Here is a 17,596-nt window from a genome sequence, read left to right as displayed (position 1 = left end):
GCACACCGTCATATATCACGCTTTGCGGCCGGTGCGCTCGCGGAAAACGCGGCAGCGGCGCGTCATGGCGGGCAGCGTGAGGGCGCCCGCGGCTTCACGTGGCGTGGTGACGCACGTGCGGTGCGTCAGGTGTGCTGGTGGGCGGCAGCCGGCGTCACGCCGCGGCCGTGGCCGGGGTCTGGCGCCCGGCCAGGCGGAGCGTCACGCCGCTGCGGCGGAGCTTGCGCCAGCCGTGCCCGGCGCAGACCGCGACCGTCAGCGCGGTCAGCAGCCCGCTGAGGATGCCCCGCGACATCAGGCCCGCCTCGACGCCCCAGTGCAGGAACCCGATGGTCATGGCCGCGTCGATCAGGCGCGAGCCGCCCCACAGGAGGGCAACCTCGACGAACACGCGGTTGACCGTGTGGTGCTTGAACAGCTCAGCGGGCAGCCGCACGAAGTCCTTGGCCAGGCGCGCCGTGATGGGGCGCCCGAGCATCGCGCTGCCCACGAAGATCACGAACATCAACACCGACCCGAGCGCCGGTTGCAGCACGTACACCACCGCACTGGACGTGATCAGCGCGAACGTCGCCCGCCCGACCAGCATCGCCGTGCACAGCAGCAGCGTGCGGGGCAGGTCGCGTTTCATGAGACGGCGCGCGCCGATGACGAAAGCGCTCCAGCCGAGCACCGCGCACAACGCGGGCACGAGCCCGACGAAGTGCAGCAGCAACGCCAGCAGCACGGTCGGGACGACGACGGTCTCCAGCAACAGGATCGCCGCGTCCTTCAGGGTCTTGCGCAGGTGCGGTATCTCGATCACCAGATGGCGCTCGCCGGACGACGCTCGATGGTGCACAGGCTCCAGCCTCCAAGGGTCTGCCTGAGGTGCGCGGGGGCAGCGCACTCGATAGCAGGCTCTTTAGGTTCCACCGCCCGCCGGGCCCGAAACCTACGCCGGGGACCTGAATTATTCCTGAGCGAAGGAGTCCGATGTACGAGCCTGGGCGTGAACGGTTCCCGCGAACCTACCACTTCCGGGATAAACCCCGTGTTCGGCCGACCGGCTGGTTTCGGCCTGCACGCTCGGCGAATGCGCCAGCCCGAACACGCCGAGGCCGAGCAGCAGGGCCGCGCCGGCCGTCGCCGCGAGCGGGCCCGGCTCGGACACCAGTGCCGCGTTGAACGCCAGTACTCCCAGGAAATAGCTGGCGGCGGGGTTCACGATGGACATCACCGCGATCGCCGCGGACAGCGAGCCCGACCCGTACGCCTGCTGCCCCAGCAGCAATCCGGACAAGGTCGACAACGCGAGGACGTACCCCGGCCAGGTCAGTGCGGTGTGACCGACACCCGCGTTCAAGAGCAGGTCGGTGGTCACCTTCATCATGGCCGCGCTGATCGCGTAGCAGATGCCGGCGGCCGCGGCGATGAGCGCGCTGTGCATCAGCGGGCCGCGGTGCTGGGCGATCTGCACGAGGGTGACGACAGTGGCCGCGGCGATCAGCACCGCGATGAGCAGCCGGCCCTGATCCGGCGACCCGCCCAGCGGCGCGGCGCCCTCCACGGCCAGGAACACCGCCACGCCCCCCGTGATGGCGAGGCCCGCCAGCCAGTCCCGCAGCGGCGGCCAGCGGCGGATCGCGGCCGAGGCCATCGGCAGCGCGAAGAGCAGCTCGGTGACCAGCAGCGGCTGCACGAGCGCGATCGATCCGAAGTGCAGTGCGGCGGCCTGGCTGAAAAAGCCCAACAGGTTCGTGGCCCATCCCGCGAGCCACACCCTCTTGCGCAACAGCTTGCGGATCAGCCACAGTACCGGGACCCGGTGCCTGGCCGCGCGCCCGTCGACGTCACTGTCGGCAACCTCGATCACCGCGCGGCGTTGCAGCGCGGCTGACGCCGCGAACAGGAAAGCCGCGGCGAATCCGAGGAAGACCGGTACTAACACGTCACTTGTCAGCGCTTCCAGTGGCGGAAAGATTCCGGAGACTCAGCCTGAACCCCCGAATCGGGCAGATAGTGCACGGTACACCGAGGGCGCGGCCCCGCGCACCGCAATTGGCCACCTCATCCACCGCGGGACGTACTGCTCGGCCCGCTCCGCCGTGACCGCCTCCAGCACCGCTTGCGCGACCCGCTCCGCAGGTACCGGTTTCGGACTACTGCGCAGGTAGGGGCGGTTACGCCGGGCGAAGAACGCGGTGTCCACGACGCCCGGCACGACGACGCCGACGTGCACTCCGGTAGCGGCCAGTTCCAGCCGCAGGCTCTCGGCGAACACGTCCACCCCGGCCTTCGTCGCGGAGTACACCGACTCCCCCGCGACCCCGGCCCGCCCGGCGATCGAGGTGACGAAGACCACCGCCGCGCGGGGACGGTCGAGCAGTGCCGGCAGGAGCGTGCGGGTCAGCTGGAGGGGCGCGGTGAGGTTGACGGAGAGCAGCCGCTGCACCTCGGCGGCGGGCATTTCGGACACCGGCCCGGCCCAGCCCATGCCGGCGTTGTTGACGAGCACGTCGACCGCGCCGGCGCGGGCGATGACCTCCTCGGCCACCGCCTGCCCGGCGCCCGGCTCGGCGAAGTCCGCGCGGACGGCGACCGCGCCGGTGCGCTCGGCGAGCGCGTTCAGGCGGTCGCCGTCACGGCCGTGCAGCACGAGGCGAGCACCGGCCTCGTGCAGCTTGAGCGCGGCGGCGGCCCCGATGCCCGAGGAGGCACCGGTGACCAGCACGACCGCACCCCGGACGTCCAATCAGCCGACCTGGACGGCGTCGACGACGAAGACGAGCGTCTCGTTCGGCTTGATCGGGCCGTTGCCCCGCGCGCCGTAGCCCAGGTTCGGCGGGATGACCAGCAGGCGGCGGCCGCCCTGCTTGATGCCCTCCAGGCCCTGGTCCCAGCCCGGGATCGCGGTGCCCGCGCCGAGCTGGAGCGAGAACGGCGCCGAGCCGAAGGAGTTCTGCTGGTCGACCTTGTCCGACCAGGTGACCAGGTCGTAGTCCATCTGCAGCGTGCTGCCGGGATGGGCGGCGGCGCCGGTGCCCGGCTTGAGGTCCTTGGTCAGCAGCTTGGTCGGCGCGGCGCAGTCGGCCGGGATCGTGATCGTCGGCTTGGTGCCGAAGTCACCGGTCACGGTGATGTCGTCCGCGGTGCACTCGTGCGCGGCGCTGCCCGCACCCGGGCCCGCCGACGCGCTGGCGGACGCGCCCGCCGGCTCGGGCGCCGGGTAGGTCGGGCCGCCACCGGGCGGGACGGACGACGGTTCCTGGTGGGGTGAGCAGGCACCGAGAACGAGGGCGGCTGCCGCCGCGAGCACGATCTTGCCAGCGTTACGCATGGCGACACCTTAACCGGGCGCTGACCAGTCGGTTTCCTGGGGTTACCGCTCCACGCAAAGAATCCCGAGCCGCTGGGTGGCGCGGGTGTAGGCCACGTAGAGGTCGTTCCACCCGCGCGGCGACTCCGCCACGATCTCCTCCGGCGCGAGCACCACGACGCCGTCGAACTCCAGGCCCTTGGCCTCGGCGACCGTCAGCACGGACACCGCCTCGCCGTGACCGTCCAGTTCGGACCGGACCGCGCCGAGGCGGGACGCCGGGACCAGCACCGCGACCGTCCCGCCGTCGGCGACGGCCACTTCCTCGTCCACCACGGACGCCAGCGGCCGCTCCGCCAGCGGCGCGCGCCACGGGCGGACACCGGTCTCCCGCACCGAGGTCGGCACGCGCAGCCGCGGGTCGACCTCGGCGAGCGCCTCCGCGGCGAGGTCCATGATCTCCACCGGGGTGCGGTAGTTGACCGTCAGCTCGCGCAGCCGCCAGCGGTCCCCGACGTAGCGGCCGAGCATGTCCCGCCACGACGACGCGCCGCCGGGAGCGCCGGTCTGCGCGACGTCACCGACCACGGTCATCGAGCGGGTCGGGCACCGCCGCATCAGCAGGCGCCAGTCCATCGCGGACAGCTCCTGCGCCTCGTCGACGATGACGTGCCCGAAGGTCCAGGTGCGGTCCCGGGCCGCGCGCTGGGCGGCGGTGAGCAGGCTGCGGCGCTGCTGCCGCTCGGCGAACAGCTCGGCGTCCAGGACGTCGGCGATGCGGATCTGGTCCTCGTCCAGGATCTCCTCGTCCTGGTCCATGATGTCGAGCACACCTTCGGCGTACGCGCGTTCCTCACGCTCGCGCCGCTCTCGCGCGGCCTGCTCGGCCTCGTCGTCCTCGCCGAGCAGCTCGGCCAGCTCGTCCAGCAGCGGCACGTCACCGGGCGTCCACGGCGACCGGGAGGGGCGCCGCAGGACCGCGCGGTCGGCATCGGACAGCAGCCCGTCCGAGGCGCTGCGCAGGCGGTCGGCGTCGGCGAACAGGTCGCGGAGCAGGCGCTGCGGCGTCAGCTTCGGCCACAGGTCGTCGATCGCCGCCGCGACGACCTCGGACTCGGCGAGCTCCTTGCGGATCTCCACCCGGTCCCCCGCGTCCAGCACCGGCGCGTCGGCGGTCTCGCCCGCGGCGAGCGGGATGTCCGGGACGCCGGCGAACAGGTCGACCTCCATGCGCACCGCGGCACGCTCGGTCAGCGCGTCGAGCATCCGGTCGACGAACACGCGCCGGGCCACGTTGTGCGGACGGCGGGTGCCGCGGGCCTTCTCGCGGGCCCGTTCGACGATCTCGCGGTCCAGGACCAGCACGTCGTCGTCGAAGGAGACCTCGAACCGCTCGTCCGGCACCCGCTGCCGGTCGGCGACCGCACGCGCCAGCACGTCGGCCATCACCGGCCGGCCCTTGACCTCGGCCGCCTCCCGGCTGTCCGTGCCGCGCGCCCGGATGCCGGGGAACAGCTGCCCGATCGTGGACAGCAGCACCCCGGTCTCGCCGAGTGAGGGCAGGACCTGGCCGATGTAGCGCAGGAAGGTGTTGTTCGGCCCCACCACGAGCACACCGCGCGCGGCCAGCTGCTGGCGGTAGGTGTAGAGGAGGTAGGCGGCCCGGTGCAGCGCCACGGCGGTCTTGCCGGTGCCCGGCCCGCCCTGCACCACGACCACGCCGCCGAGGTCGTCACGGATGATGTCGTCCTGCTCGGCCTGGATGGTCGCGACGATGTCGCTCATCTCACCCGTGCGGCGGCGCTCCAGCGCGGCCAGCAGGGCGGCCTCGCCGGCCAGCCCCAGGTCGGCCTGGCTGCCGTCGACTTCGCGCAGGTCCAGGATCTCGTCGTCGAGGCCGACGACCCGGCGGCTCAGGGTGCGGATGTGCCGCCGGCGTCGCACGCCCTCCGGGGAGGCCGCGGTGGCCAGGTAGAACGGCCGCGCGGCGGGCGCGCGCCAGTCGAGCAGCAGCGGCTCGTAGTCGCCGTCCTCGTCGAACAGGCCGAGCCGCCCCACGTAGGCGGGCTCGGCCGAGTCGTGGAAGTCGAGCCGGCCGAAGCACAGGCCCTGCTCGACCGAGCCGAGCTGCGCCAGCCGCTCGCGGTGCAGGGTGCTGGCCGCGTCGCGCTCGGCGGCCTCCTGGGGTGTCTCCCCGTGTGAACGCAGCGCCCGGTCCAGGCGCTGTTCGGCGGTCGCCCGCTCGGTGTCGAGCCTGCGGTAGAGCATGGACACGTAGTCCTGCTCGTGCTGGAGGTCGGTGGTGTTCTCCGGTTGGCGGTCCCCAGCCACGGACAAGAGCAACCCACTTTCGGCTTTCGGGTGATTGGTCGGCCTGTGACCAACGAAGGTCGCGGCCGGGAAATTCCCGGGGGCCGTCTAGAAGGGCAGGCCGAGTGTGGGCAGACCGATCGCGGAGTCGACCGCGAGCGCGCAGAACAGGATCATCAGGTAGGTGTTCGACCGGTGGAACAGGGCCATCGGCTTGGTCTCCACGCCACGCTTGACGCCCGCGTACAGGCGATGCGCGTAGAAGAGGAACCACGAGCCGGCCAGCACCGCGAACGACGCGTACAGCCAGCTCGTCGCGGGCAGCAGGAGCAGCGTCCAGCCGACCATGACCCACGAGTAGATCAGGATCTGCCGGGCCACGTGCTCGGCCGTGGCGACCACCGGCAGCATCGGCACGCCGGCGCGCTCGTAGTCGTCGCGGTACTTCATCGCCAGCGCCCAGGTGTGCGGGGGCGTCCAGAAGAAGATGACGGCGAACATCACGAACGCGGGCCACTGGACCGTGCCGGTGACGGCCGCCCAGCCGATCACCACCGGCATGCAGCCGGCGGCACCGCCCCACACCACGTTCTGCGCCGTGCGCCGCTTGAGCACCAGCGTGTAGACGAAGATGTAGAACAGGATCGTGGCGATCGCCAGCACCGCGGCCAGCAGGTTCACCGTGAAGTACAGCATCGCGAACGAGCCGAGCCCCAGCGCCAGCGCGAACACCAGCGCGTTGCGGCGGGGCACCGAGTCCCGGACCAGCGGGCGGCGCTTGGTCCGGTTCATCACCTTGTCGATGTCGGCGTCGATCACGCAGTTCAGCGCGTTCGCACTGCCGGCCGCCATCGTGCCGCCGACCAGCGTCGCCAGGATCAGCCACGGCGACGGGATCGTGCGCGCGGCGAGGAACATCGCCGGGATGGTGGTGACCAGCAGCAGTTCGATGACCTGAGGCTTGGTCAGGGCGACGTAGGCGCCGACGATCCGGCGGGCGCGCGCCAGACCGCGCGGGCGCTCACCACCGGGGTCGACAGCGCTGGTGCTGTCACTGCGCCCGTGCGCAGCGTTCACCAACGACAATTCCGCTCCCTGAGTCAGATTTCGGGTGGCACCAAGACAGCTCGGCACCACGACCGATCGTAATCACCGGGTCCGCGGCCCGCGCACTCCGGGGTCTCGACCCGCGGGGGTGTCGGTGCCGGAGGCGCCGGGTACCCGACCCATTAGGCTGGCGCCCGGGGTTGCGCTTGTGGTCGTGCGCACGCCCGCTAGCAGGAATATCGTCTCTTCGGGATCGATTGAGATGAGTGGAGCCTGCGCGCGCGAGACCCCCACCGACAGAAGAAGAAACCGAGTAACGACGGGGAGTTCGAGTTCAGTGTCCGATATCGCCTCCATCAGCGAGAACAACCCACTGCTGCGGCGGAACCTGCCCGCCGACTGGACCGACCTCGACACCCGTGCGGTGGACACCGTCCGGGTGCTCGCCGCCGACGCGGTCGAGAACTGCGGCAGCGGTCACCCGGGCACCGCGATGAGCCTGGCGCCCGTGGCGTACTCGCTCTTCCAGCGGATCATGCGCCACGACCCGAGCGACCCGGAGTGGCCGGCGCGCGACCGGTTCGTGCTGTCCGCCGGGCACTCCAGCCTGACCCTCTACATCCAGCTGTTCCTCGCCGGCTACGGCCTGGAGCTGGAGGACCTCAAGCAGCTGCGCAAGTGGGGCTCGAAGACCCCGGGCCACCCGGAGTACCAGCACACCAAGGGCGTGGAGACCACCACCGGCCCGCTGGGCCAGGGCCTGGCCAACGCGGTCGGCATGGCGATGGCGGCCCGTCGCGAGCGCGGCCTGCTCGACCCCGACGCCGCGCCCGGCGAGAGCGTCTTCGACCACCACATCTTCGTGATCGCCTCCGACGGCGACATCGAGGAGGGTGTGACCTCGGAGGCCTCCTCCATCGCCGGCCGCCAGGAGCTGGGCAACCTCGTCGTCATCTACGACGACAACAAGATCTCGATCGAGGACGACACCAACATCGCCCTGTCCGAGGACACCGCGAAGCGGTACGAGGCCTACGGCTGGCACGTCCAGGTCGTCGAGGGCGGTGAGGACGTCGTCGCCATCGAGGAGGCCATCGCGGCCGCCAAGGCGGAGACCACCCGCCCGTCGTTCATCCTGCTGCGCACCGTGATCGGCTATCCGGCGCCGAAGAAGATGAACACCGGCAAGGCGCACGGCGCCGCGCTGGGCGCCGACGAGGTCGCCGCGGTCAAGGAGATCCTGGGCTTCGATCCGGAGCGCAGCTTCCAGGTCGAGGACGAGGTGTTGTCCCACACCCGCAAGGCGATCGACCGCGGCAAGCGGGAACGCGCCGCCTGGCAGGAGCGCTACGACGCGTGGGCCGCGGCCAACCCGGAGCGCAAGAAGCTCGCCGACCGGCTGTCCACCCGTGACCTGCCGGAGGGCTGGGCCGAGAAGCTGCCGAGCTGGGAGCCCGACGCCAAGGGCATCGCGACCCGCAAGGCCTCCGGTGAGGTCCTCAACGCCCTGGCCGACGTGCTGCCGGAGCTGTGGGGCGGCTCGGCCGACCTGGCCGAGAGCAACAACACCACGATGAAGGGTGCCGACTCGTTCGGGCCGGAGAAGGCCTCCACCGGCATGTGGCAGGCCAATCCCTACGGCCGCACGCTGCACTTCGGTGTCCGCGAGCACGCGATGGGCTCGATCCTCAACGGCATCGCGCTGCACGGCGGCACCCGGCCCTACGGCGCCACCTTCCTGGTCTTCAGCGACTACATGCGCCCGCCGGTGCGGCTGGCCGCGCTGATGCACGCGCCGGTCATCTACGTGTGGACGCACGACTCGATCGGCCTCGGCGAGGACGGCCCGACGCACCAGCCGATCGAGCACCTGGCCGCGCTGCGCGCCATCCCCGGCCTCAACGTCGTCCGCCCCGCGGACGCCAATGAGACCGCCGGCGCCTGGAAGGCCGCGCTGGAGGACAAGCGCCACCCGTCGGGCCTGGCGCTGACCCGCCAGAACGTCCCGGTGCTCGAGGGCACCTCGGCGGACAAGGTCGCCAAGGGTGCCTACGTGCTCGCCGAGGCCTCCTCCGGGACGCCCGAGGTCGTGCTGATGGGCACCGGGTCGGAGGTGCAGCTGGCGGTCGAGGCGCGCAAGGCGCTCGAGGCCGACGGCGTGCCCACCCGGGTCGTGTCGGTGCCGTGCGTCGAGTGGTTCGAGGCGCAGGACGAGGCCTACCGCGAGTCGGTCCTGCCCAGCGGGGTGAAGGCCCGCGTGTCGGTCGAGGCCGGCATCGCGCAGCCGTGGTACCGCTGGGTCGGTGACGCCGGTGAGATCGTCTCGATCGAGCACTTCGGGGCCTCGGCCGACTACCAGACCCTGTTCCGCGAGTTCGGGTTCACCGCCGACGCCGTGGTCGACGCCGCGCGCCGCTCGCTCGCCAAGACCAAGAACTCCTGACATCGAAAAGGGGATGAAGTCATGAGCGACAACCTTGCTCAGCTGTCGCAGGCCGGCGTGTCCATCTGGCTCGACGACCTGTCCCGTGAACGCCTGAACTCCGGCAACCTGGCCGGGCTCATCCGCGACAAGCACGTGGTCGGGGTCACCACCAACCCGACGATCTTCGCCAACGCCCTGTCCAAGGGCGAGGCCTACGACGCCCAGGTGCGCGAGCTCGCCGCGCGCGGCGCGGACGTCCACGCCGTCGTCCGCGAGCTGACCACCACCGACGTGCGCAACGCCGCGGACGTGTTCCGCGACATCTACACCCGCACCGGCGGGGTGGACGGGCGCGTGTCGATCGAGGTCGACCCGAGCCTGGCGCGCGACACCGACAAGACGGTGGCCGAGGCGCAGGACCTGTGGAAGACCGTCGACCGGCCCAACATCCTGGTCAAGATCCCGGCCACCGAGGAGGGCCTGCCGGCGATCACCAAGACCCTGGCCGAGGGCATCAGCGTCAACGTCACGCTGATCTTCTCCGTCGAGCGCTACCGCGCGGTGATCGACGCCTTCTTCGCCGGCCTGGAGCAGGCCAAGGCCAACGGCCACGACCTCGCCTCGATCGAGTCGGTCGCCTCGTTCTTCGTGTCCCGGGTGGACACCGAGGTCGACAAGCGGCTGGACAAGATCGGCACCGACGAGGCCAAGGCGCTGCGCGGCCAGGCCGCCATCGCCAACGCCCGGCTGGCCTACGCCGCCTACGAGGAGCTGTTCGCCACCGACCGCTGGCAGGCCCTGGCCGCCGCCGGCGCCCGGCCGCAGCGCCCGCTGTGGGCCTCCACCGGCGTGAAGGACCCGTCCTACTCCGACACCCGCTACGTCGACGAGCTCGTCGTCGCCGACACGGTCAACACCATGCCGGAGAAGACGCTCGACGCCGTCGCCGACCACGCCAACATCGAAGGCGACAAGGTCACCGGCACCGGCGCGCAGGCGCAGGAGGTGTTCGACAAGCTGGCCGCCGCCGGCATCGACATCACCGACGTGTTCCTGACCCTGGAGAACGAGGGCGTCGAGAAGTTCGACAAGTCCTGGACCGAACTGCTCGACACCGTCGCCGGCCAGCTCGAGAAGGCGAAGGACTGACGCCGTGGTGGGGGAAGAGCTGACCGTCACGATCAGCGACGAGGAGCTGGCCGCGAAGGCGGCTCCGCTGGTCGGCGAGCTCGTCGCCGACCGCGTCGCGTCCAAGGTCGCGGCGCAGGACTCCACCCTGTGGGGTCCGGACGCCGAGTCCGAGGCGGCGATCCGGCTGTCCTGGACCACGCTGCACAAGTCGTCGCGTCCGCTGATCGGCGAGATCGAGGCACTGCGCGAGGAGTTGCGCGGCGAGGGTGTTGACCGGATCGTCCTCGCCGGCATGGGCGGCTCCTCGCTCGCGCCGGAGGTCATCGCGGCGACCGAGCACGTGGCGCTGACCGTGCTGGACACCACCGACCCGGGCCAGGTCGCCGACGCGCTCGCCGGTGACCTGCGGCGCACGGTGCTGGTGGTGTCCTCGAAGTCCGGCGGCACGGTGGAGACCGACAGCCACCGCCGGATCTTCGCGAAGGCGTTCGCCGACAACGGGATCGACGCCGCGAGCCGCATCGTCGTGGTCACCGACCCGGGCTCGCCGCTGGCGGAGCTGGCCGAGAAGGAGGGGTACCGCAAGGTGTTCCTCGCCGACCCGCACGTGGGCGGGCGCTACTCGGCGCTCACCGCGTTCGGGCTGGTGCCGGCCGGGCTGGCCGGGGCGGACATCGCCCGGCTGCTCGACCAGGCCGCGGCCGCCGCGCAGGTGCTGGGTTCCGACGACGCGGACAACCCCGCGATCAAGCTCGCCGCCGCCTGGGGCGCGGCGCACGCCGACGGCGCGGAGAAGGTGGTGCTGGCCGACACCGGTTCGGGCATCACCGGGTTCGCCGACTGGGCCGAGCAGCTGATCGCGGAGTCGACCGGCAAGAACGGCACCGGCCTGCTGCCGGTCGCCGTGGACGGCCCGGCCGCGCCCGGGTTCGCCGACGCCGGGTCCGACGCGACCCCGGTCGCCGTCGGCCCGGTCACCGGCGCCGCCAAGGTCGCCACCACCGGTTCCCTGGGCGCGCAGTTCCTGCTCTGGGAGTTCGCCACCGCGATCGCGGGACGGCTGCTGAAGATCAACCCGTTCGACCAGCCGGACGTCGAGGCCGCGAAGAAGGCCGCGCGCTCGCTGCTGGACGACCCGTCGAAGCTGACCGGCGGCGAGACGCCGACCGCGACCGACGACGCGGTGGAGATCTTCGCCCCCGCCGGGGTGAGCGGGAACGGCTCGCTGACCGACGTGCTGCGGGAGTTCCTCGCGAGCGCACCCGAGGGCGGCTACCTCGCGGTGCAGGCCTACCTGGACCGGCTCGACGACGCCTCGGCCGCGCTGCTGCGCCCCGAACTGGCCAAGCGCACCGGGCTGCAGACCACCTTCGGGTGGGGGCCGCGGTTCCTGCACTCGACGGGCCAGTACCACAAGGGCGGTCACCAGAACGGCATCTTCCTGCAGATCACCGGTGCGGCGGAGTCCGATCTGGACGTGCCGGACCGGCCCTACACCCTGGGCCAGCTGCAGCACGCGCAGGCACTGGGCGACGGCCAGGTGCTCACCGAGCGCGGCCGCCCGGTGCTGCGGCTGCACCTGACCGACCGGGCCGCGGGCCTGGCCGAACTGATGCGCGCCGTACAGGAGGTCGGCGAGTGAGTCCCAGCTGGACGAATCCGCTGCGGGACCCCCGGGACAAACGTCTGCCGCGGATCGCCGGGCCCTCCAGCCTGGTGATCTTCGGCGTCACGGGTGACCTGTCCCGCAAGAAGCTGATGCCGGCGATCTACGACCTGGCCAACCGCGGGCTGCTGCCGGCCGGGTTCTCCCTGGTCGGTTTCGCCCGGCGGGACTGGGAGAACGAGGACTTCGGGCAGCTCGTGCACGACGCGGTCGCCGAGCACGCCCGTACCCCGTTCCGCGAGTCGGTGTGGAACCGGCTCGCCGAGGGCATCCGCTTCGTGCAGGGCACGTTCGACGACGACGACGCGTTCGACCGGCTCGCGCAGACCGTGCGCGAGCTGGACACCGAGCGCGGCACCGGCGGCAACACCGCGTTCTACCTGTCGATCCCGCCGGGCGCGTTCCCGGTGGTGACCAAGCAGCTGGCGCGGTCCGGGCTCGCGCAGTCCGACGACGAGTCGTGGCGGCGCGTGGTCATCGAGAAGCCGTTCGGGCACGACCTGGCCAGCGCCAGGGAGCTCAACGCGATCGTCAACGACGTCTTCCCCGAGGAGTCGGTGTTCCGCATCGACCACTACCTCGGCAAGGAGACCGTCCAGAACATCCTCGCGCTGCGCTTCGCCAACCAGCTGTTCGAGCCGATCTGGAACGCCAACTACGTCGACCACGTCCAGATCACGATGGCCGAGGACATCGGGCTGGGCGGCCGCGCCGGGTACTACGACGGCATCGGCGCGGCGCGGGACGTGATCCAGAACCACCTCCTCCAGCTGCTCGCGTTCACCGCGATGGAGGAGCCGCTGTCGTTCGAGCCGCGCGCGCTGCGGGCCGAGAAGATCAAGGTGCTGCGGGCCATCAAGCCGATGCAGCCGTTCGCCGAGACGACGGCGCGCGGCCAGTACACCGGCGGCTGGCAGGGCGGCAAGAAGGTGCCGGGCCTGCTTCAGGAGGCCGGGTTCGCCAAGGACTCGACCACCGAGACCTACGCCGCGGTGTCGCTGGAGGTGCAGAACCGGCGCTGGGCCGGGGTGCCGTTCTACCTGCGCACCGGCAAGCGGCTGGGCCGGCGCGTCACCGAGATCGCCATCGTGTTCAAGCGGGCGCCGCACCTGCCCTTCGACTACACCTCGACCGAGGAGCTGGGGCAGAACGCACTGGTGATCCGGGTGCAGCCGGACGAGGGCGTGACCCTGCGGTTCGGGTCGAAGGTGCCGGGCACCACGATGGAGGTCCGCGACGTCACGATGGACTTCGGCTACGGGCACGCGTTCACCGAGTCCTCGCCGGAGGCCTACGAACGGCTGATCCTCGACGTGCTGCTCGGGGAGCCGTCGCTGTTCCCGGTCAACGAAGAGGTCGAGCTGTCCTGGGAGATCCTCGACCCGATCCTGGAGTTCTGGGCCAAGAACGGCGCGCCGGAGCCCTACGCCCCGGGCACCTGGGGCCCCGACTCGGCCGACGAGGTCCTGCAGCGCAGCGGCCGCAACTGGAGGCGCCCGTGATCATCGACCTGCCTTCGACCACGACCTCCCAGGTCAACCGCAAGATGGTCGAGCTGCGCGAGCGCGGCGGGGCCGTCGCGCTGGGCCGGGTGCTGACGCTGGTGATCGTCGACGACGACGGCGAGCACCTCGAGGCGCACATCGACGCCGCGAACGAGGCCAGCCGCGAGCACCCGTGCCGGGTGATCGTGCTGGCCCGCGGGTCGCGCACCGCGGCGGCGCGGATCGACGCGCAGATCCGCGTCGGCGGTGACGCCGGCGCGAGCGAGGTCATCATCCTGCGCCTGTACGGCCCGCTGGCCTCGCAGGGGCAGAGCGCGGTGATCCCGCTGCTGCTGCCCGACGCGCCCATCGTGGCGTGGTGGCCCAGTGCCGGCCCGAAGGTGCCGGCGCAGGACCCGATCGGGGACCTGGCGCAGCGCCGCATCACCGACTCCGCGGCGGAGCGCAACCCGATAAGGGCACTGGCCGCGCGGCGGAAGTCGTACGTGCCGGGTGACACCGACCTGGCGTGGACGCGGCTGACCAACTGGCGCGCCCAGCTGGTCGCCGCGCTGGACCTGCCGCCGTACGAGAAGATCACCGCGGCCACGGTGACCGGTGAGGCGGACTCGCCCTCCACCGAGCTGCTGGCCGGCTGGCTGGCCGAGTACCTGAAGGTGCCGGTGCGCCGGGTCAAGACGACCACCGCCCAGGGCATCGTGTCGGTCGAGCTGGAGCGCCGCTCCGGGGTGATCGCGCTGCACCGGCCGGACGGCAAGGTGGGCACGCTCATGCAGCCGGGCCAGCCGACGCGCCGCATCGCGCTGCACCGGCGCAACACCAAGGACTGCCTGATCGAGGAGCTGCGCCGGCTCGACCCGGACGAGGTCTTCGAGGCGGCGCTGCAGGGCCTGGACAAGCTGGCCGCCGGGTCGGCGGGTGCGGCGAAGAAGAAGGCGGCCGCGAAGAAGCCGGCCAAGTCGGCGAAGGCGAGCGCCTGATGTCGGGCACCGAGGTCGTCGTCTACGCCAACGGCGAGCTGCTCGCGGCCGCCGCGGCGGCCCGGCTGGTGACCCGCCTGGTGGACCTGCAGACCGCGAAGGGGTCGGCGTCGCTGGTGCTGACCGGCGGCGGCACCGGGATCGCCGTGCTGGAGCAGCTGCGCCGCTCCCCCGCCCGTGACGCGGTCGACTGGTCGCGGCTGGACCTCTACTGGGGCGACGAGCGGTTCGTGCCCGCGGACGACGACGAGCGCAACGAGAAGCAGGCCCGCGAGGCGCTGCTGGACCACGTGCCCGTCGACCCGAAGCGGGTGCACGCGATGGCCGCGTCGGACGGCGAGTTCGGCGACGACGTGGACGCGGCCGCGGCGGCCTACGCGCGGGTGCTGGCGGACAACGCGCGGCCCGAGGACCACGGCGACGTGCCGTCGTTCGACATCTGCCTGCTGGGTCTCGGCGGCGAGGGGCACACGGCTTCGGTGTTCCCGGAGTCGCCCGCGGTGTACGAGACCGAGCGGTCGGTGGTGGCGGTGCGCAACTGCCCGAAGCCCCCGCCGACGCGTGTGTCGCTGACGCTGCCCGCGATCCGTCAGTCGCACGACGTGTGGTTGATGACCACGGGCGAGGCCAAGGCCGACGCGGTGGCGCTGGCCCTGTCCGGCGCCGGCGAGGTGCAGGTGCCGGTGGCCGGCGCCCGCGGACGCCGGCGCACGCTGTGGCTGCTCGACCGGACGGCGGCGGGCAAGCTGTCGAAGGTGTACCTGCCGCCCACGGCCTGAGGTGACCGTGAAAGGGCCCGCCGGCTCGTCCCGGCGGGCCTTTTCGCGTGTTCCCCCGGCGGACGGGAATTCACCGCACTCCCCCGCATCACCGTTAGCATCCGCACATTGTTGCGGCGACCCGCGTCCCGATCCGATGGCCGCGGACTCTCATAGTCAGTCCACAAGACGAGTGAGGTCCAAACCATGAGCACCGAGGGACTCTCCATCGGGATTTCGGTCGGCGGCCCAGGCGCGGGGGCCGCCGACCGGGCGCGCCGCGGCTCGCGCCGGGCGGCTTCGACCCGCCGCGCGGTGTGGGCACCGCTGGCCGTCGACGCGACCGCCATCCTCATCGCCGTGCTCGACGTCTGGCTCGTCATCCCCGAGAAGGCGCCGCCGTACTCGATCTACCTGTCCGGGCTCGCCTGCCTCGCACTGGCGGGGCGCCGGCGGCTGCCGTTCGGCGTGGTCCTGCTGACCGTGCCCGGGTTCCTCACCGGCTGGTCGCAGCTGGCCGCGATGATCGCGCTCGGCATGCTCGCCACCCGCAAGCAGACCCACTGGCAGGTGTGGGTGGGCGCGGGACTGGTGTGGGCGTGCCGGTTCATCCAGTGGCCGCTGAGCGACTTCGCCCAGCTGAGCTGGCGCGAACACGTCCTGGACGGCATCTACGGCGTGCTGGTGGCCGGCATGCCGATCGCGATCGGGCTCTTGATCGGCGCCCGCGCGCAGCTGTCGCAGAAGCTGGGCGAGCTGGCCGCGAGCCGCGACCGGGAACGCAAGCTCACCGCGGACGCCGTGCGCGCCGAGGAACGGGCCCGCCTGGCCCGGGAGATGCACGACGTGGTGTCGCACGACATCACGCTGATCGCGATGCAGGCCGGGGTGCTCACCGCGCAGGAGTCGCCCGCGGCGCGGCAGACCGCCGAGGTGATCCGGCAGCTGTCCACGCGCACGCTGGAGGAGTTGCGGTCGCTGGTGGGCGTGCTGCGCTCCGGCACCGGGGACGAGGGCCCGCAACCCGGGCTGGACGAACTCGGCCGCCTGGTGCACAACTGCGCGGTCCCGGTCCGGCTGAGCATCGACGAGGTGCCCGACCGCGTGCCGCCGAAGGTGTCGGCGGCGGCGTACCGGACGGTGCAGGAGGCGCTGACGAACGTCCGCAAGCACGCCCCCGGGGCGAGCGCGACGGTGCACGTGCGCGGCGAGGGCGACGCGTTGAGTGTCGAGGTGCGCAACGAGCGCCCGCGCCACGAGGCGACGGAGCTGCCCTCGGGCGGCTACGGGCTCACCGGGCTCGCCGAACGGGCCCGCCTGCTGGGCGGCAGCCTCGAGACGTGCCCGACCGAGGACGGCGGGTTCCGGGTCCGCGCCCGCTACCCCTTGGCCGTTTAGGGCGTGTCTGACGATGCCTTGGTCCAGGTGATGAGTGGTCCTTGACGCCGCGGACCCGGTCAGGCCGGGTCCGGGCTCGGCCGCGTCCGCGGCGACCGAGGTGCAGATGCCGCATGAGGTGCGGGAACATCGGTGCGTCCCCAGCCTGGCCGGGAACGGCCGATCGCATGGTCAGGCGGCTCGCTCCGAAGGTCCGCGTAGTTCGAGCCAGCCCCTGTGGGGGTGATGTTGGTGGCGTGCAGATGCGCCCAAACCGCGACACGACCAGCCGCGTCCCAACAACCAGCCGAAACGTTTGTCAGACACGCCCTGGCTCGTCTGCGCGTTCGGGTCCCGGACATGCCGAAAACCCGCCCCACCGGGTCGCACCGGTGGAGCGGGTTTTCCGGGAAAGCGCTTCCTCAGATCTGACGACGCTGACGCAGGCGCTCGAGCGCCTCCGCGAGGATGGCCTCGCCGTCGGCGTCGCTGCGTCGTTCCTTCACGTACGCCAGGTGGGTCTTGTACGGCTCGGTCCGTGGTGCGGCCGGCGGGTTCTTCTCGTCCTGCCCGGCGGGGAGGCCGCAGCGGGGGCAGTCCCACTCCTCCGGGATCTCCGCGTCCACGGCGAACGACGGCTTGGACTCGTGCCCGTTGGCACACCAGTACGACACCCGGCGGCGGGGAGCGGCCTCGCCGCGCTCCGACTCGCCGGACGGACCGGCACCGACCCTGGTGCCTCTGATTGCGTTACCGCCAACCATGAATCCTCACAGTGTTCCAGGCGGCGCACCCCCCATAGGCACGCCCGTGCGTTCAGTGTCCGTCACACCTTCAGCAGCAGGCCCAGGCCCACGATGCTGATCAGCCAGATGGCGCCGAGCAGCAGGGTGATGCGGTCGAGGTTCTTCTCGGCCACGCTCGACCCGGACAGGCTCGACTGCATCCCACCCCCGAACAGCGAGGACAACCCGCCGCCGCGCCCACGGTGCAGCAGCACGGCGATCACCAGCAGCAGGCTGGAGGCGATCAGCAGGATCTGCAGGAAAAGCTTCATCTCATCCTCTGGTCTTCGGGGTTGCCTGATCGTGTGACGGTC

General features: G+C 71.7%; 15 protein-coding genes. 7 read left to right on the top strand and 8 right to left on the bottom strand.

Going from position 1 to position 17,596, the window contains the following annotated elements:
- Nucleotides 1-154: 154 nt before the first annotated feature.
- The 6 genes from FB470_RS24100 to FB470_RS24075 form a co-directional block, all read right to left on the bottom strand.
- Nucleotides 155-805, bottom strand: a complete 651-nt coding sequence (locus FB470_RS24100) for a DUF3159 domain-containing protein (protein WP_306995067.1) — start codon at nucleotides 803-805, stop codon at nucleotides 155-157.
- Nucleotides 806-952: 147 nt separating this feature from the next.
- Entirely contained in the window at nucleotides 953-1,930 is a 978-nt protein-coding gene (locus FB470_RS24095; RefSeq protein WP_306995064.1) for a DMT family transporter, read from the bottom strand.
- 42 nt (nucleotides 1,931-1,972) lie between these two features.
- Entirely contained in the window at nucleotides 1,973-2,734 is a 762-nt protein-coding gene (locus FB470_RS24090; protein WP_306995062.1) for an SDR family NAD(P)-dependent oxidoreductase, read from the bottom strand.
- Complete coding sequence (locus FB470_RS24085; protein WP_306995060.1) at nucleotides 2,735-3,319, bottom strand: FKBP-type peptidyl-prolyl cis-trans isomerase; 585 nt, start codon at nucleotides 3,317-3,319, stop codon at nucleotides 2,735-2,737.
- A gap of 42 nt (nucleotides 3,320-3,361) precedes the next feature.
- Nucleotides 3,362-5,629: an AAA family ATPase gene (locus FB470_RS24080; protein WP_306999460.1), complete on the bottom strand. Its 2,268-nt coding sequence runs from the start codon at nucleotides 5,627-5,629 to the stop codon at nucleotides 3,362-3,364.
- 87 nt (nucleotides 5,630-5,716) lie between these two features.
- On the bottom strand, nucleotides 5,717-6,694 hold the full coding sequence (locus FB470_RS24075; protein WP_306995057.1) for a heme o synthase: 978 nt from the start codon (nucleotides 6,692-6,694) through the stop codon (nucleotides 5,717-5,719).
- A gap of 298 nt (nucleotides 6,695-6,992) precedes the next feature.
- Here FB470_RS24075 and tkt point away from each other — a divergent pair, with 298 nt between their 5' ends.
- The 7 genes from tkt to FB470_RS24040 all read left to right on the top strand — a co-directional run bounded on the left by tkt (nucleotide 6,993) and on the right by FB470_RS24040 (nucleotide 16,518).
- Nucleotides 6,993-9,098, top strand: a complete 2,106-nt coding sequence (gene tkt, locus FB470_RS24070; RefSeq protein ID WP_306995055.1) for a transketolase — start codon at nucleotides 6,993-6,995, stop codon at nucleotides 9,096-9,098.
- A 21-nt stretch (nucleotides 9,099-9,119) separates the two neighbouring features.
- Nucleotides 9,120-10,229, top strand: a complete 1,110-nt coding sequence (gene tal / locus FB470_RS24065; protein WP_306995054.1) for a transaldolase — start codon at nucleotides 9,120-9,122, stop codon at nucleotides 10,227-10,229.
- Between the two features lie 4 nt (nucleotides 10,230-10,233).
- Nucleotides 10,234-11,853 (top strand): glucose-6-phosphate isomerase, encoded by a 1,620-nt coding sequence (locus FB470_RS24060; protein WP_306995051.1) that lies wholly within the window; start codon nucleotides 10,234-10,236, stop codon nucleotides 11,851-11,853.
- Nucleotides 11,850-13,379, top strand: a complete 1,530-nt coding sequence (zwf, locus tag FB470_RS24055; RefSeq protein WP_306995049.1) for a glucose-6-phosphate dehydrogenase — start codon at nucleotides 11,850-11,852, stop codon at nucleotides 13,377-13,379. Before FB470_RS24060 ends, zwf begins: the two co-directional genes overlap by 4 nt.
- Nucleotides 13,376-14,362, top strand: a complete 987-nt coding sequence (opcA, locus tag FB470_RS24050) for a glucose-6-phosphate dehydrogenase assembly protein OpcA (protein ID WP_306995048.1) — start codon at nucleotides 13,376-13,378, stop codon at nucleotides 14,360-14,362. The genes zwf and opcA overlap by 4 nt, the downstream gene beginning before the upstream one ends.
- Complete coding sequence (gene pgl, locus FB470_RS24045) at nucleotides 14,362-15,141, top strand: 6-phosphogluconolactonase (RefSeq protein ID WP_306995046.1); 780 nt, start codon at nucleotides 14,362-14,364, stop codon at nucleotides 15,139-15,141. Before opcA ends, pgl begins: the two co-directional genes overlap by 1 nt.
- Before the next feature lie 186 nt (nucleotides 15,142-15,327).
- Nucleotides 15,328-16,518: a sensor histidine kinase gene (locus tag FB470_RS24040; protein ID WP_306995045.1), complete on the top strand. Its 1,191-nt coding sequence runs from the start codon at nucleotides 15,328-15,330 to the stop codon at nucleotides 16,516-16,518.
- A 401-nt stretch (nucleotides 16,519-16,919) separates the two neighbouring features.
- Here the strand turns inward: FB470_RS24040 and FB470_RS24035 are convergent, their stop codons facing one another.
- Complete coding sequence (locus FB470_RS24035) at nucleotides 16,920-17,261, bottom strand: RNA polymerase-binding protein RbpA (RefSeq protein WP_306995042.1); 342 nt, start codon at nucleotides 17,259-17,261, stop codon at nucleotides 16,920-16,922.
- 62 nt (nucleotides 17,262-17,323) lie between these two features.
- Nucleotides 17,324-17,554, bottom strand: coding sequence for a preprotein translocase subunit SecG (gene secG, locus FB470_RS24030; RefSeq protein WP_306995040.1), 231 nt, complete (start codon nucleotides 17,552-17,554; stop codon nucleotides 17,324-17,326).
- Nucleotides 17,555-17,596 lie beyond the last annotated feature (42 nt).

Origin of the sequence: Amycolatopsis thermophila (assembly GCF_030814215.1) — a bacterium.
Taxonomy (GTDB): Bacteria; Actinomycetota; Actinomycetes; order Mycobacteriales; family Pseudonocardiaceae; genus Amycolatopsis_E; species Amycolatopsis_E thermophila.
The sequence above is the reverse complement of the archived record's forward strand: the minus strand, read 5'-3'. Positions and strand labels throughout refer to the sequence as shown.